Origin of the sequence: Francisella sp. SYW-2 (genome assembly GCF_008711475.1) — a bacterium.
Classification (GTDB): Bacteria; Pseudomonadota; Gammaproteobacteria; order Francisellales; family Francisellaceae; genus Francisella; species Francisella salimarina.
Map to the genome: position 1 here is coordinate 43,406 of NZ_VXKO01000008.1, position 13,190 is coordinate 56,595.

Genomic DNA, 13,190 nt, shown 5'->3' on the forward strand with positions numbered 1-13,190 from the left:
AATGACGAATATTGAACACATTAATAGTTTTCTTGAAAATTTACTTTACCTAAAAAATTATTCACAACAAACCATCGATAATTATCGCAGAGATTTGTTACAATTAAATGACTCAATTGATAATAACAAAGATATAAGTCAATTAAAAAATAATGATATTCTAGCATGGATTAAGAAGCTTCACGCTCAAGGTAACTCATCTTCAACCTTGCAACGCAAACTAAGTTCTCTTAGAAGCTTTTATAATTTCCTAGTAAATAATGAAATTATACAAAACAATCCTACAACAGGTATCAAAGCACCTAAAAATAGCAAAAAACTGCCAAAAGCTATAAATACAGATGAGTTAGCATATTTACTAGATATCAAACCAACCAATAATATAGAAGCTCGAGATATTGCATCATTTGATCTTTTATATAGTTGTGGGATAAGACTTAGTGAGCTAGCTTCTATAGAGTTAAAAGACATCAATATAGATCAAAAAAGTATACGTGTAATTGGTAAAGGCAATAAAGAACGAATTGCATACTTTGGTAACAAAACATTAACAAATTTAGACAGATGGCTCAATATCAGAGATGCTTATAATCCAAAATGTAACTATCTCTTTATCTCACAAAATGGTGAGCATTTAACAAATAGATCAATCCAAAAACGTATTGAGATCTTTGCACAAAAATATGCAACTAAACATATACATCCTCATATGTTACGCCACTCTTTTGCTACCCATGTTTTAGACTCATCCAAAGACTTACTTGCTGTAAAAGATTTACTTGGTCATGCTGATATTTCTAGTACACAGATATACACACATTTAAACTTCCAACAGTTAGCAAGTGTTTTTGATAAAGCACATCCAAGAGCGAAAAAAAAATCATGAATGTTTACGATTTAGCAGTAAAATCTCATATTGAAAATATTATAGATATTAAATTTGAATATATTTTATCAAACCAAGACAACAAGTACTTATATGTCGAGGATAATATCCTAAAACTACATTACAAAGATAAAGAGTTATTTATAGATTTTAATAGTAACGAAATTCTAAATAGGATAAATCCTAAAACTAAAAAATGCAGTATTGTCCAAGCAGTTGAGGGTCGCTCAAAAGACAAACTAAATATTCTAGATACAACAACTGGTCTAGGCAGAGATACATTTACACTGGCAGCTAGAGGACATAGATTAACTTCATTAGAGAAAGATTCTTATATTTTCGTATTACTCGCAGATGCACTCAATAGAGCAAGACAAACTCCTAACTTAAAAGATACTGCCAATCAAATAGAACTAATTAATATAGATGCTAATGAATATATAAGTACTACTAGTATTTCTTTTGACTGTATATATATAGACCCAATGTTTCCGCCACGCAACAAAAGCGCCAAAGTCAAACAAGGAATGCAAGTCTTACACGATATTGCCTTTAATAACGATGAATCTAACACAAATTTACTCAAAAATATTATCTTATCGAAAAAAACCAAAAAAGCCGTTGTAAAGAGACCTATTAATGCTGATTTTCTTTGCGATAAAAAACCAACATCTCAACTTAAAGGTAAAACAAATAGATTTGATGTATACAGTCTATAACTGTATTAAACATTTCTCTTAGCGTTTGTATATGCTGCTACAATGGTAACTCCAACAATGAACAAAAGTACAGCTGATACCCAATAATATGGAATAAAATCTCTTATATTTTGAGGCGCATTACTAATAACCATCGCAGAATTTGCATAATTAACAGCATAGCTAATAAATACTACAGAAAAAAATAATAACCCTATAGCTAACCTAAATGCAACAAATATAGCTCCTATTACAATTAGCATATAGCATAGATAATCAAATCCAAATAATAACTCGTAATCGAGTATATATGGATTAACATATTTATACATCACACCGACCCATAATAACAAGACGATCAAACTAGCAACTATCGCTAGCAATCTTAATTTTTGAGTCGGTTTAGTATAGTTAGATTGTTTGAGCCAAATATACCCAGCTACTACAGTTGTTACTATCTGTGCTGATAAGTAGATAAATGAGGTTGTAATCCCATATTTACCATAAATAAAGACCTTTATAATCAAACTAGCAAGCATAAATATCCAAGCATATTTATTTTTCTTATAAAGCAAAATCGCCAATCCTAATAAACAGGCATTAGCTATACAATCATAAATAACATAATTTAATGTAATCATACTATTAGTAAAACTTTTTCTTAATTGATGTAGTATAAACATATATAATTGTAAATATAAAGTTTTAAAATTTATTTGTTTTATGATTTATTTAAAATACTTATATCCACTAATATTATTAGCTCTCACTAATAGTATTCTATATGCAAGTGAAGATGATTTCGTCTACACATGGAAAGCGCCCAATGGTACAGTAGTATTCTCTCAAGCTACCCCTGTCTTTGATCAGGAATATGAAAAAGTTGGAGTAACACACAAGAACCAAATTCATCAAAAATCACCCGTAGAGCAACAACTTGCATCATTAAAACAAAACAACTTATATTTAAACTCTGATGATACTCAAACTGATAGCCAAGCCCAAACAAATAAATCAGGTACAGTAAAAGTAAAAGTAATTTCTCCTGCAAATGGCGAAAATAGATTTGTGCATAATGAAAAATTACCTATAGTTTTAGAACCAACATTAACTGCGGAAGATCATCCGATATTTGTAGTAAATGGCATACCTTATCCAGCTCACTTTGAAAATGGAGTATGGAAAATCAACAGACCAAACCCTGGACCTGTTACAATCTCTGTTAGAGGAAGTACTAAAGATCATAAAATCATTACTTCCAATGACTCGGAATTCTTCAGACGTCAAGTTCTAGGTCGATAAATTAATCTATCTAGGCTTTTGATTATTATCAATTTTATATATACTTTAAGATAGCTAAAAATTTGAGATTTCAATAATGTCTAACTTTCATAAAATTATTTTAACTGCTCTTATGTCAGGATTTAGCTTTATATTTCTTGCACAAGCCGCTGACGACACTACTATTTATTCATGGCGCTCTGAGAGTGGTACTGTCGTATTTTCGGAAGAAAAGCCTAGTGATGGTACTGATTACAAAATTATTGAGGTTGGCCAACCTACAGTTGTTGATACCAAAGCCACTAAAGATATCAATTCTAGTAAGCCTGTAAAAATTAATCAAAATGATATATCTAAACTGAATAATTCTAGTTTAGCTGAAAAAAATAAGGAAGTATTAGAAGAGAATCAACAATCTGGGAATCTAAGCGTACAAATAACTTCTCCAGCTAATGATGCTAATATTTTCACCAAAGAAGATAAGCTAGCTATATCGACAAATCCTGCCATAGCTGCTGATGACAAGCCAACTTTTATAATTAATGGAACTGTTATGCCAGCAACATTCGAAGATGGCCAGTGGAAAATTGCTAGACCAACACCTGGAGAAAACAGACTTAGCATAGCTGGACAAACAGCTAACGGTAGCGAAATTAAATCAACAAATGAAGTAACTTTCTACATCAAAAATGGTTGGTTACAACAAGCAAAAAACACTGGAAACTACAGAGGAAAATAATAATTCATTCTTTTTTTATTACTACTCTTCATCCCAGTTAACTTCTATAAATTTCTCAGGACTTTTTTCCTTTAAATGTTTTAGGTTAGGACAGCTTGATGTATGTATAACGACTCCCTTTGAGACACTCATATAGCCCTCAATTTCATCTGGATAAATTGGTTGACAACATTTTGCCATTTCATACTTCATACCATTAAATCCTGATACTAGAACTTTAGATATTTTAGTTTTGGCTGTATTTGCTCTATTTTGCTTCTTGACAAGCTTTTCTTCTGCTGAATACGTATCAATTATATGATTAACAATACTATTGATTCTAACAGTACCGCTCTCAACAGCAACAAATAAACTATCGCCACTTTTCATATTAAACTTATTTGCTACTTCTACAAAATCAATTTCCTTAAGATCATAGCCTTTTAGCTCTTTAAGTAGCCTATCTTTGCCCAGAACTATATTATCTTCTTTGTTTTGCTCATTAAACCATTTAGTTACTCTAGATCTGTTCCTAGCAGAAGATAAATATCCTAGACTCTCTGAGGCCCAATCCTTACTTGGATTTGGCTCCTTTCCTGTCAGAACCTCAACTTTGTCACCAGTTTTTAACTTTGTTGTTAATGGAACTATCTTACCATTTAGTTTAATACCTTTAGTACGGTGACCAACCATTGTATGTACTGAATATGCAAAATCAAGAACTGTAGAGTCTTCAGCCAAATCAATTAACTCATTAGCAGGTGTGAACACATAAAGCCTCTTATTAAGCTCTTTTGTAATTTGACTATCATCTTCGTTGATTTCTTTTTCCCATTCTAGAAGAGATCTTAACCATGCCACTCTAGCTTCATAAGATGCATCAAACTTAACACCCTCTTTATAACGCCAATGCGCAGCAAAGCCAAGTTCTGACTCCTCATGCATTTTGTGCGTTCTAATTTGAACCTCAATATTCTGCTGACCTGCTTTGACAACAGTATGTATAGATTTATAGCCATTAGATTTAGGATTCGCGATATAGTCACTAAATTCTTCAGGAATGGGCGAGTATAGATTGTTAACTTCAGCTAGTACCTTATAACACTCGTCAACATTATTTGTTATAACCCTAACCGCTGTAATGTCGTACAGCTCATTGATATTTTGATAACCTTTGTTTTTAAACTTTTTATATATACTATATATATGTTTAACTCTACCCTGAATGCCCGCATCCAAACCATATTTCTTAAGTATTTGCTTTAACTCATCGATAACATGATTAAGAAACTCTTCTCTTTCTTTACGTGTAAAACCTAGACTCTTAGCTATCTTTTTATATTCTTCTTGCTTCAAAAAGAAAAAAGCTCTATCTTCTAACTCCCACTTAACAGCCCCTAATCCAAGCCTATTTGCTAATGGTGCATAGATATCTAGAGTTTCTCTAGCTATAACTCTTTGTGTATTACTATTTAATGACTTTAGATGCCTTATAGTACATAATTTATCAACTATCTTAATTAAAACGATTCTGACATCTTCTATTATTGTCAAAAGCATTTTTCTAAAAGTATCTATTTGCTCTAATGAAATATTATCTGAACGATACATTCTAATAGCTGACATTTTGCGAGTACCTTGCAAAATTTTAACTACTGTTTGATTAGTCGCTTGCTCAACATCTTCATCAGATATATCACCAAAATTATATAGCTCATATAAAATACCTGCTGATACTGATTCTTCATCTGCTTTGATTTTAAAAAGCATATATGCCATCTCGATAGCATATAAAAATGAACTAATACCAGTTGGATGACGTACTGATTTGGCACTCTTGCTTTTCAGAAGCTCTAATGACGCTGCTATAATTCCAAACTTATCGCTAGTATAAAAACTTTTAAGCTCGGATATTAAAAGATCATCTTTTATCTGACCATCACTATCCAAAAGTTTAGAGTCAATAACTTGCATAATTTCCCACTTTTTTAAAAAAAATACAAAGTCAGTCTATAAGCCGGGTTCTGTAATAGACAGTCATTTATCTAGACTTGCTGTTGCCAACAAGCTCAAGCGACCTACCCTGCTACAATGCGAGCAACATCTTAGTAGCGCTATTTGGTCTTGCTTTAGATGGGGTTTACAATGCCATTGAGTGTTGCCACCAATGCGGTGCGCTCTTACCGCACCTTTTCACCCTTACCTTTTAAACAAAGGCGGTATACTTTCTGTTGCACTTTCCGTAGGCTCACGCCCCCCAGACGTTATCTGGCATCTTGCTCTATAAAGCCCGGACTTTCCTCACTTATAAAAAGCGCGACTGTCCGACTGACTTTGTATTATTAGCTTTCTCTAATTTTTGCTAACTCAATGTTATAATTAGATTTTACCGAATTATATTCTTCCTGCAAAGCAGATATCTTAGCATTATACTGCTTTTTTATTCTTATAACTTCAGATTCAAGATTCATTCTATCGTTACTTAGTTTTAGTCTGTATCTATTATATTCCTCTTGTAGACTTATCCTATCACAGCGAACAGCCTGTATTAGATTAAATATTTCAACTAGTTCATCTGGAAACTGCTGAAGCTTTTGTACACTAAACTCAGCTACATCAGGTTTTCTGTTATTATGGTTATTTGCAAATTGATAACTACCACTAACATGTGATCTTTTTTTGTAATCAAAAGTAGGTTTTTTCATAGAAATATAAAAGATTTGAAAGTTAATAAAATTATATATGAGGTAATCTACCAAAGGCTACTAATAATTGCAACGCAATAATACCTACACCACAGAATAATATCAAAGATAAATAAAACTTACTAATAATACTATTTTGCCCCTGCTTAGACCTTATAACCCAAACCATTAGTGCAGGTTGCACAATCAAAAGCACAGACACAAAAATACTTGCATATCCCAGAGCTGCTATAAAACTATTAACAAAATATATCGCAAAGAATAATGGAGGTAATAGCGTAACGACCAGAGTAATCAGCTTTTTTCTAGAATTTAGAGCATACAAATCTTGATTAAATGAGAATAATGCTAATGCCACACCGAGAAAAGATGTAATAATTGCAAAATTCTCAAAAAGTCTAATAAAAACTAATGGAGCTCTTTGTCCTAAACTTACATAAGCTTCTGCTAATGTTTTACCTGAATGACTTAGATCAACAAAACCATTGCCACCATATAAATTTATAGTCCCTAGAGTTGCCATAACCCAAACTAAGTAGACAACTAGTGGAGCTAATGCCCCAACAGCTACCGTTCTTTTAAATACAATATCATTTTCAAAATAATTCCTAATTGCAGGAATCACAATATGAAATCCAAAAGATGTTACAAGTATTGGGATAGAAAACCAAACATATTCAACACCTAATGCTCTACTCTCTAATATAGCTGGGCGTATTTGTGGAGCAACAAAAGATATAAACAATACAAAAGCCAAAACTTTAAGACTCAAGAATAGTTCATTAACTCTAAATACAACCTTGATTCCTTTATAAATGAAAAATCCAAAAATAAATGTAAATAGAAGCTTTGCAAAACTATCACTTTCAAAATTAAACCAACTAGTGATATATGTCTTAAAAAGCTGTCCCCCCATAAAGATATAAGCTGTAAGCAACGAATAGAGCAATAACAAATAAAACAATAAATTCATTACTCTACCAGACTTACCTAGTATATTATGAGCAATTGAATCCATATCAGTACCTAGTGGCTGTGAAACATTTGCTTCGACAATCAATAAAGCTGTTGCATACATTATAATCCAAACTAGAAACAGCGCCATAAGCGCATAGTTAAACCCAACAGCTGCTACTGCAAACGGAATACCAAGCATGCCAGCACCTATTGCTGTACCAGCTATGATAGCCACTGCGCCTATCTGTTTAACCTTCGAAACATCCTTCACCGACTTTCTTCTCACTTGGTAATTACAAAACACTAAATTATAGCAATTTTAATTAAAAAAAGGCAACCCAGACTGCTTTGTCAGAACAAATATCACCATCAAAAATACACTGTAGAGATTATTTTTTGATACCTTAATTTAATAAAAAATATGCTAAAGTATAAGTGTGAGTATTTACAAAATACTCACGAAATAGAATTATTTTAATTTTTATGAAGAAGGAGATCAATTATGAGATCAAAGAAAAAAATATTAATAAGCAGTATCTTAGCTGCAATATTCTGTTATGTAGTACCCGCAAACTCAGCGACGACATATCAACAAGGAAAATCCTATACAGCTGGACAAATTGTAGTAGGTACAGATGGCAATCAATATCAATGTAAACCATTCCCTGCTAGTGGATGGTGTGGAATGTCTGCGTCACATTATGCTCCTGGTAGTGGTAGCCATTGGCAAGATGCTTGGACAGAAATAAGTAATGCCAACACATCAGATAACAACCAGACTCCTACAGATAATACCAACACTAACACAAATAACAGCAATCCTGGAAACTCAAGCAGCTCTAACACTAGCGGTTCTTGGCAGGCCAATAAAGTCTTTGTTGGTGGAGATCAGGTTACATACAATGGTAAAGCATATAAGGCTAAATGGTGGACAAAAGGTGACACTCCGGGCTCCGCAAATGTATGGGAACTAATTGAATCACTCAATACTGATGACTCTACAAATAATAACAATACTCAAGATAGTGTCAATAATAGCGATAACCAAAGTTGGGATAGTAATAAAACATATTCCCAAAAAGGCGATGTTGTAGAATATAAAGGTATATTGTACGAAAATCAATGGTGGACAAAGGGTGATACTCCTGGTAATACTCAAGTATGGAAAAAAATTGGTCCTGCTCCAGATAGTGATGACAATAGCAATAATACAGAAGATACCAATAATGTTGTAAAAGCTGCTGTAACAGTAACTGGTTTAGGACAAAATACAGAAACTGTAATCTTCACTTCAATACAAGACTCCACGCTCGTAAAATCTTATGAATTTAAAGATGGTACTAACGAAATAAACCTACCAGTGGGTAATTACAGCATCATCGATGCATCTCCTGAAAGTAGTAAATTACTAAAACTTGATGGAGAAATTGTAGCAGTGACTAAGGATGCTCAAATAACTCTAGCATATGAGAATTATACATCAGATGAAGACCATTCAGAGGTAACTAATTCTGAACTAGAAAAGCTATTGCCTTTCAGTGATTTTGAAAAAGCATTTCCATATGCCACAAACGGAGCATGTACAGCCAAAAATAATGGCCTAAAAGGTTTATATGATGGTCTAATAGCTGCTGCTGCCAACTTCCCTAGCTTTGCTAACCCAGAAGCCATTCCTGATAGAGTTGCCCAAAGCCAGCAACAAAAAATAGAGCTAGCTAAACGAGAAATTGCAGCATTTTTGGCAAATGTATCGCAAGAAACAAATGGTGGCTGGGCTACAGCCCCGGGCGGCAAATATGCTTGGGGACTATGTTTTATAGAAGAGGTCGGATGTCAAAACGGTGGTTGCTCACAATATACTGACCAAAATCCTAGAAACCCAGCCCACAAGGGAGTTCCAGGACAATTTTACCATGGTAGAGGTATGATCCAACTATCGTGGAACTATAACTACGGTCTATTCCAAGATTTCTATAATGAAAAATTTGTAGTTAACAACCCTATCAACCTGCTTGCTAACCCAGGTTTAGTGCTTAGGGACTACAAAATAGCATGGACTTCTGCATTATGGTTTTGGATGACTCCACAGCCTCCTAAACCATCAGCTCATGATGCTTTACTGGGTATTTGGAGACCAAGTAATGATGACTTAAATGCTAATCGAGTGCCGGGTTTCGGCATGACTGCAAATATTATAAACGGGGGAATTGAGTGTAATAAAGGCGGTAATACCGAATCTTATCAAGTTAGTAATAGAAATAACTTCTACACCCGTTTAGCTGATATCATCGGAACATCTACTGGTGATAACTTGGGTTGTAGAAATATGAGAAGTTACTAGCCTATAAAATATAAGAGTAGTAATTAACAACTTTATTATCATAATTAGCGCTACTCCAATAAAAACCTAATCTACATATAACACTTTGCCTTTTTGCTCAAATTTATATTTAATTCATAACTTGAACTAATAACCTAAATTTCATAATTTCTTTGTTGATTTTGATAGCAGATAAAGACAAACTTGCTAATTAAATTTCTAAATCATATTTAAAATATCATGAGTATACAAAGAAAGGCCGTATTTGCCCTTTTTATAGTCACCATTCTTTGGGGAACAACATTCCCATTAGTTAAGATCTCTCTTGAGTATGTATCTCCTGGGCTTTTTGTAGCTTTTAGACTAGGGTTATCATGCTTATTATTCTTACCTTTAATTTTAAGAGCTAGGTTTAATAATAAGCTCTACTTACTAAAAGTGGGAGCCATATTTGGCTCACTTGAAGGTATGAGTTTTTATTTTCAGACTCAAGGACTATACACCGTTTCATCAAGTGTTTCTGCATTTTTGACAGCTTTGAGTGTAATTATGATTCCTTTCATAGGAAGTCTTTTTAAGGTAGATCGATTAACAATTTATGGAATAGTTGCTTCTGGTGTTTCATTATTAGGGATATATGCACTATCTGGCGCAAGCTTTGATAACTTTACTATAGGTTATCTTTGGTCAGTATTATGTGCTCTGATGTATGCTGTATCAGTAGTATATCTTAGCTATGAAACCAGAAAAGATCATCGCAGTGAAGCTTTTAAAGACTTGCGTCTACTAATAATACTGCAAGTAGCTTTTGGTATACCTATGCCTTTGATAACAGATGTATCATCGTTTATGTATCTTCACTTTAACTATATATTAGTAATCGCTATAGTTTTTTGCTCAACTTCAACAATTACTTGCTACTACTTACAGAACACTTATCAAAAACACCTAAGTATGTCCCAAGTTGCTGTTATCTTCTCTTTTGAGCCTATTTTTGCAACATTTTTTGGGAAGCTTATCAATGATGAAAAAATATATTTATCAACGATTATTGGAGGCTCATTAATACTGGTAAGTTACTTTATAATTGAAATAGGAAATAGAAAAAGGCAAGTCTAAGTTCTTGGATCAAAATTCATTTTTTCTTGCATTTGTTTATAGAACTCTTTTTTCTCATCAGTATCAGCAGGTGGTAATTTGACATCATAAACAATATAAAAATCTCCATCCCCAAGACCTTTGCCTTTGATACGCATTTTACGCCCCGATTGACTACCCTCTGGTACTTTCATTTTCTTCTTACCGTATGGAGTATCTATTTCTAGTGATGTACCAAGAGCCGCCTCCCAAGGTGCTATATTAATATGTTCATAAATATCATTGCCATCAACTTTATAGTTCTTATGATTCACTACTTCAACTTTGATATACAAATCCCCAGCCGGAGCATTTGTGCCAACACCTGCACTACCTTTACCTTTGACACGTAGTTTTTTACCATTACCCATAGCAGGTGGTATTTTGACATCTACACTTTTGTGCTGCATAGTTGGCATACCGTTAGCACCTGCTTCTTGATAGCTATACGAAACTGTTCTAGAGCCACCTTTGATAGCATCTTCAACATTCAAACGTAAAGAGATATTTATATCCTCACCTTTTCTAGCTCTTGGTTGACCTCCACCAAAGCCTCTTGCACCAGCTCCGCCACCACCAAAAAGATCACCAAAAATATCTCCTAAATCCTCGAAATTGAAACTTTGAGAGCTTCCTCCACCTTGAGAAAAACCTCCAAAGCCGCCTCCAGCTCCGCCAAAACCGCCTTGCTGAACTTTATCCCAGTTTTCTCCATAAGCATCATAGAGTTTTCTCTTTTCTTTATCACCTAAGACATCATAAGCTGTTTGAATTTCTTTAAACTTATCTTCAGCCCCTTTTTCTTTGTTGACATCCGGATGATATTTTTTCGCTAACCTTCTATATGCTTTTTTTAACTCAGCTTCTGAAGCATCTCTACTAACTCCTAGTAAAGAATAATAATCTGCCATATTTTAAACTCCCAAATACTTTCAAACATATCCAACAAATAGATAATATGGATACATAGTTAATGTTATAAAATTTCCTGCTATTAGATATAGGGATTAATTAGCGAAAAACAAGTGATATGGTTAAATTATCTAAAAATTATTAAAAGTTTTATACATTACTTATTACTAGCAAGTTTATATATAAATCCAGCCAACAAAGCCCATGGACAATTAAATATAAGATTGGCGTAAAACACATCATTTCCAGCATTTGATGCGAAGAAGCCATCGCCGGAATAAGGCATTCTTATCATATAGTTAAAAAGTATAACTATCAAAGCCATAGCAGCACTTCTTATCCAAATATTCTTTGGAAATGGTGAAACAAGAAGTAGTGCCCATACACCACCCCATATCATCATACGGTATAACTCTAGCTTTAGATCTTCATTTAGGCTTAAACTATGAGTTGTAACTAAAATCCAAATAATCTCTATAACCAGTCCACTGATTAATCCTGCCATATAGGCAGTAAATACTTTACTCAACAAATCTCTAAAACTATTCATAACAGTTTCTCCAACCCTATTGCTGAATTGTGGCAATACCATAAATAACACCAGCAAGTAATGCCCATAAAGAATTAAAAACAATATTCATAACAAATACTGCTGTGCCAGCATTTATAGCAAAGAAACCTTGACCAGCTAATGGCATTTTAACCAAAAAGTTAAACAATATAACAGCTAAACCAATAACTATGCTTTTGATAAGAATATTTTTGGATATTGGTAATGCAAATAATATAGCCCAAACACCTCCCCATACCATTAAGCGATAAAGCGTGTATTTAAATTCATCATTAAGCTCAACTCCATGCTGACGAATAAAAATAAACAAAAAATATAAAACACAGGCACTAATTAATCCCGCCATAAAGCCCACAAAAGTTTTGTTTAAAAAATTTCTCATTATAATTGCTCCTTAATTTTTTCGTAACAGTAAAATTCATAACAACGGTACAGCGTAGTCCATAAAACTAACAGTGTATAAATCAAGCCTAGTACAAATACTGTACTCGGTAATAAAATCATAACTATAATGAAGATAAATGTTTCGGCTCTTTCAATCAAACCTGGGCTATAGTAAAAGCTTTTAGAAGACTCTTTTTGACTAAATATTCCTACTAGCAAAAAACTACTAATACAAACAATAATAGACATCATCATTAATAAACCAACCCATGCAATATCAAGTTGATTAATAAAAATAACGATAATAATAAAACTCTCTACAAAACGATCACTTAATATATCTAACATAGTTCCAAATGATGATGAGCTATTTTGTAGACGCGCAACTGAGCCATCTAAAATATCTAGATATCCTGATAACAGTAGCAAAAACACACACAAGTATTGGTTTATAAAAAATGATACTGCAGCAACTAAACCACAGATTAAAGATAGTAAAGGCTGTTGAGTTAATGAAAGCCCTTTTTCATATGTTTTAATATTGAGTATTTTTTAGATAAATCTGACTCAAAATCTTACTTTTGTGTTTCATATCAGCATTTTATGCTGATATGAATACAC

13 protein-coding genes, 1 other RNA gene and 1 pseudogene are annotated in these 13,190 nt (G+C 33.2%); 6 read left to right on the plus strand and 9 right to left on the minus strand.

What is annotated here, in order from left to right; genetic code table 11:
- Position 1: 1 nt before the first annotated feature.
- Entirely contained in the window at positions 2 to 886 is an 885-nt protein-coding gene (xerA, locus tag F3D57_RS04365; protein ID WP_150465325.1) for a site-specific tyrosine recombinase/integron integrase, read from the plus strand.
- Positions 883 to 1,605, plus strand: a complete 723-nt coding sequence (locus F3D57_RS04370) for a class I SAM-dependent methyltransferase (protein WP_149368699.1) — start codon at positions 883 to 885, stop codon at positions 1,603 to 1,605. Before xerA ends, F3D57_RS04370 begins: the two co-directional genes overlap by 4 nt.
- A gap of 5 nt (positions 1,606 to 1,610) precedes the next feature.
- Here F3D57_RS04370 and F3D57_RS04375 read toward each other — a convergent pair whose 3' ends face one another.
- Positions 1,611 to 2,225 carry a hypothetical protein gene (locus F3D57_RS04375; protein WP_150465326.1) on the minus strand — a complete coding sequence of 205 codons (615 nt, stop codon included), beginning with the start codon at positions 2,223 to 2,225 and terminating at the stop codon, positions 1,611 to 1,613.
- An 82-nt stretch (positions 2,226 to 2,307) separates the two neighbouring features.
- Between F3D57_RS04375 and F3D57_RS04380 the strand changes: the two genes are divergently transcribed.
- The gene (locus F3D57_RS04380) at positions 2,308 to 2,886 is read left to right on the plus strand and encodes a DUF4124 domain-containing protein (RefSeq protein ID WP_150465327.1); all 579 of its coding nucleotides are present in this window, start codon (positions 2,308 to 2,310) and stop codon (positions 2,884 to 2,886) included.
- Between the two features lie 76 nt (positions 2,887 to 2,962).
- On the plus strand, positions 2,963 to 3,604 hold the full coding sequence (locus F3D57_RS04385) for a DUF4124 domain-containing protein (protein WP_013922490.1): 642 nt from the start codon (positions 2,963 to 2,965) through the stop codon (positions 3,602 to 3,604).
- Between the two features lie 21 nt (positions 3,605 to 3,625).
- On the opposite strand, the gene F3D57_RS04390 is transcribed toward F3D57_RS04385, so the two are convergent.
- The 4 genes from F3D57_RS04390 to F3D57_RS04405 form a co-directional block, all read right to left on the minus strand.
- On the minus strand, positions 3,626 to 5,557 hold the full coding sequence (locus tag F3D57_RS04390; RefSeq protein WP_146420787.1) for a RelA/SpoT family protein: 1,932 nt from the start codon (positions 5,555 to 5,557) through the stop codon (positions 3,626 to 3,628).
- A 23-nt stretch (positions 5,558 to 5,580) separates the two neighbouring features.
- Positions 5,581 to 5,919, minus strand: an RNA gene (rnpB, locus tag F3D57_RS04395) — RNase P RNA component class A.
- Positions 5,920 to 5,925: 6 nt separating this feature from the next.
- Positions 5,926 to 6,288, minus strand: coding sequence for a hypothetical protein (locus tag F3D57_RS04400; protein WP_150465328.1), 363 nt, complete (start codon positions 6,286 to 6,288; stop codon positions 5,926 to 5,928).
- Positions 6,289 to 6,319: 31 nt separating this feature from the next.
- On the minus strand, positions 6,320 to 7,516 hold the full coding sequence (locus tag F3D57_RS04405; protein WP_150465334.1) for an amino acid permease: 1,197 nt from the start codon (positions 7,514 to 7,516) through the stop codon (positions 6,320 to 6,322).
- Between the two features lie 231 nt (positions 7,517 to 7,747).
- Between F3D57_RS04405 and F3D57_RS04410 the strand changes: the two genes are divergently transcribed.
- Positions 7,748 to 9,586 carry a glycoside hydrolase family 19 protein gene (locus F3D57_RS04410; protein ID WP_150465329.1) on the plus strand — a complete coding sequence of 613 codons (1,839 nt, stop codon included), beginning with the start codon at positions 7,748 to 7,750 and terminating at the stop codon, positions 9,584 to 9,586.
- A 219-nt stretch (positions 9,587 to 9,805) separates the two neighbouring features.
- Entirely contained in the window at positions 9,806 to 10,684 is an 879-nt protein-coding gene (locus tag F3D57_RS04415; RefSeq protein ID WP_150465330.1) for a DMT family transporter, read from the plus strand.
- Here F3D57_RS04415 and F3D57_RS04420 read toward each other — a convergent pair.
- The 4 genes and pseudogenes from F3D57_RS04420 to F3D57_RS04435 form a co-directional block, all read right to left on the minus strand.
- Positions 10,681 to 11,613 (minus strand): DnaJ C-terminal domain-containing protein, encoded by a 933-nt coding sequence (locus tag F3D57_RS04420; RefSeq protein ID WP_150465331.1) that lies wholly within the window; start codon positions 11,611 to 11,613, stop codon positions 10,681 to 10,683. The two genes, F3D57_RS04415 and F3D57_RS04420, sit on opposite strands and share 4 nt — an antisense overlap.
- Positions 11,614 to 11,771: 158 nt before the next feature.
- Positions 11,772 to 12,164 carry a membrane lipoprotein gene (locus tag F3D57_RS04425; RefSeq protein WP_150465332.1) on the minus strand — a complete coding sequence of 131 codons (393 nt, stop codon included), beginning with the start codon at positions 12,162 to 12,164 and terminating at the stop codon, positions 11,772 to 11,774.
- A 16-nt stretch (positions 12,165 to 12,180) separates the two neighbouring features.
- Positions 12,181 to 12,567: a membrane lipoprotein gene (locus F3D57_RS04430; RefSeq protein ID WP_150465333.1), complete on the minus strand. Its 387-nt coding sequence runs from the start codon at positions 12,565 to 12,567 to the stop codon at positions 12,181 to 12,183.
- Positions 12,567 to 13,067 (minus strand): annotated as a pseudogene (locus F3D57_RS04435) (CDP-alcohol phosphatidyltransferase family protein); the annotation flags it as partial. The gene F3D57_RS04430 and the pseudogene F3D57_RS04435, both read right to left, overlap by 1 nt.
- Positions 13,068 to 13,190: the final 123 nt, after the last annotated feature.

Excerpts from the sequence above, each read along its gene's own strand:
- xerA (WP_150465325.1), top strand. The coding sequence starts at position 2 with ATGACGAATATTGAACACATTAATAGTTTTCTTGAAAATTTACTTTAC.
- F3D57_RS04370 (WP_149368699.1), top strand. The coding sequence starts at position 883 with ATGAATGTTTACGATTTAGCAGTAAAATCTCATATTGAAAATATTATA.
- F3D57_RS04375 (WP_150465326.1), bottom strand. The coding sequence starts at position 2,225 with ATGATTACATTAAATTATGTTATTTATGATTGTATAGCTAATGCCTGT.
- F3D57_RS04380 (WP_150465327.1), top strand. The coding sequence starts at position 2,308 with ATGATTTATTTAAAATACTTATATCCACTAATATTATTAGCTCTCACT.
- F3D57_RS04385 (WP_013922490.1), top strand. The coding sequence starts at position 2,963 with ATGTCTAACTTTCATAAAATTATTTTAACTGCTCTTATGTCAGGATTT.
- F3D57_RS04390 (WP_146420787.1), bottom strand. The coding sequence starts at position 5,557 with ATGCAAGTTATTGACTCTAAACTTTTGGATAGTGATGGTCAGATAAAA.
- F3D57_RS04400 (WP_150465328.1), bottom strand. The coding sequence starts at position 6,288 with ATGAAAAAACCTACTTTTGATTACAAAAAAAGATCACATGTTAGTGGT.
- F3D57_RS04410 (WP_150465329.1), top strand. The coding sequence starts at position 7,748 with ATGAGATCAAAGAAAAAAATATTAATAAGCAGTATCTTAGCTGCAATA.
- F3D57_RS04415 (WP_150465330.1), top strand. The coding sequence starts at position 9,806 with ATGAGTATACAAAGAAAGGCCGTATTTGCCCTTTTTATAGTCACCATT.
- F3D57_RS04420 (WP_150465331.1), bottom strand. The coding sequence starts at position 11,613 with ATGGCAGATTATTATTCTTTACTAGGAGTTAGTAGAGATGCTTCAGAA.
- F3D57_RS04425 (WP_150465332.1), bottom strand. The coding sequence starts at position 12,164 with ATGAATAGTTTTAGAGATTTGTTGAGTAAAGTATTTACTGCCTATATG.
- F3D57_RS04430 (WP_150465333.1), bottom strand. The coding sequence starts at position 12,567 with ATGAGAAATTTTTTAAACAAAACTTTTGTGGGCTTTATGGCGGGATTA.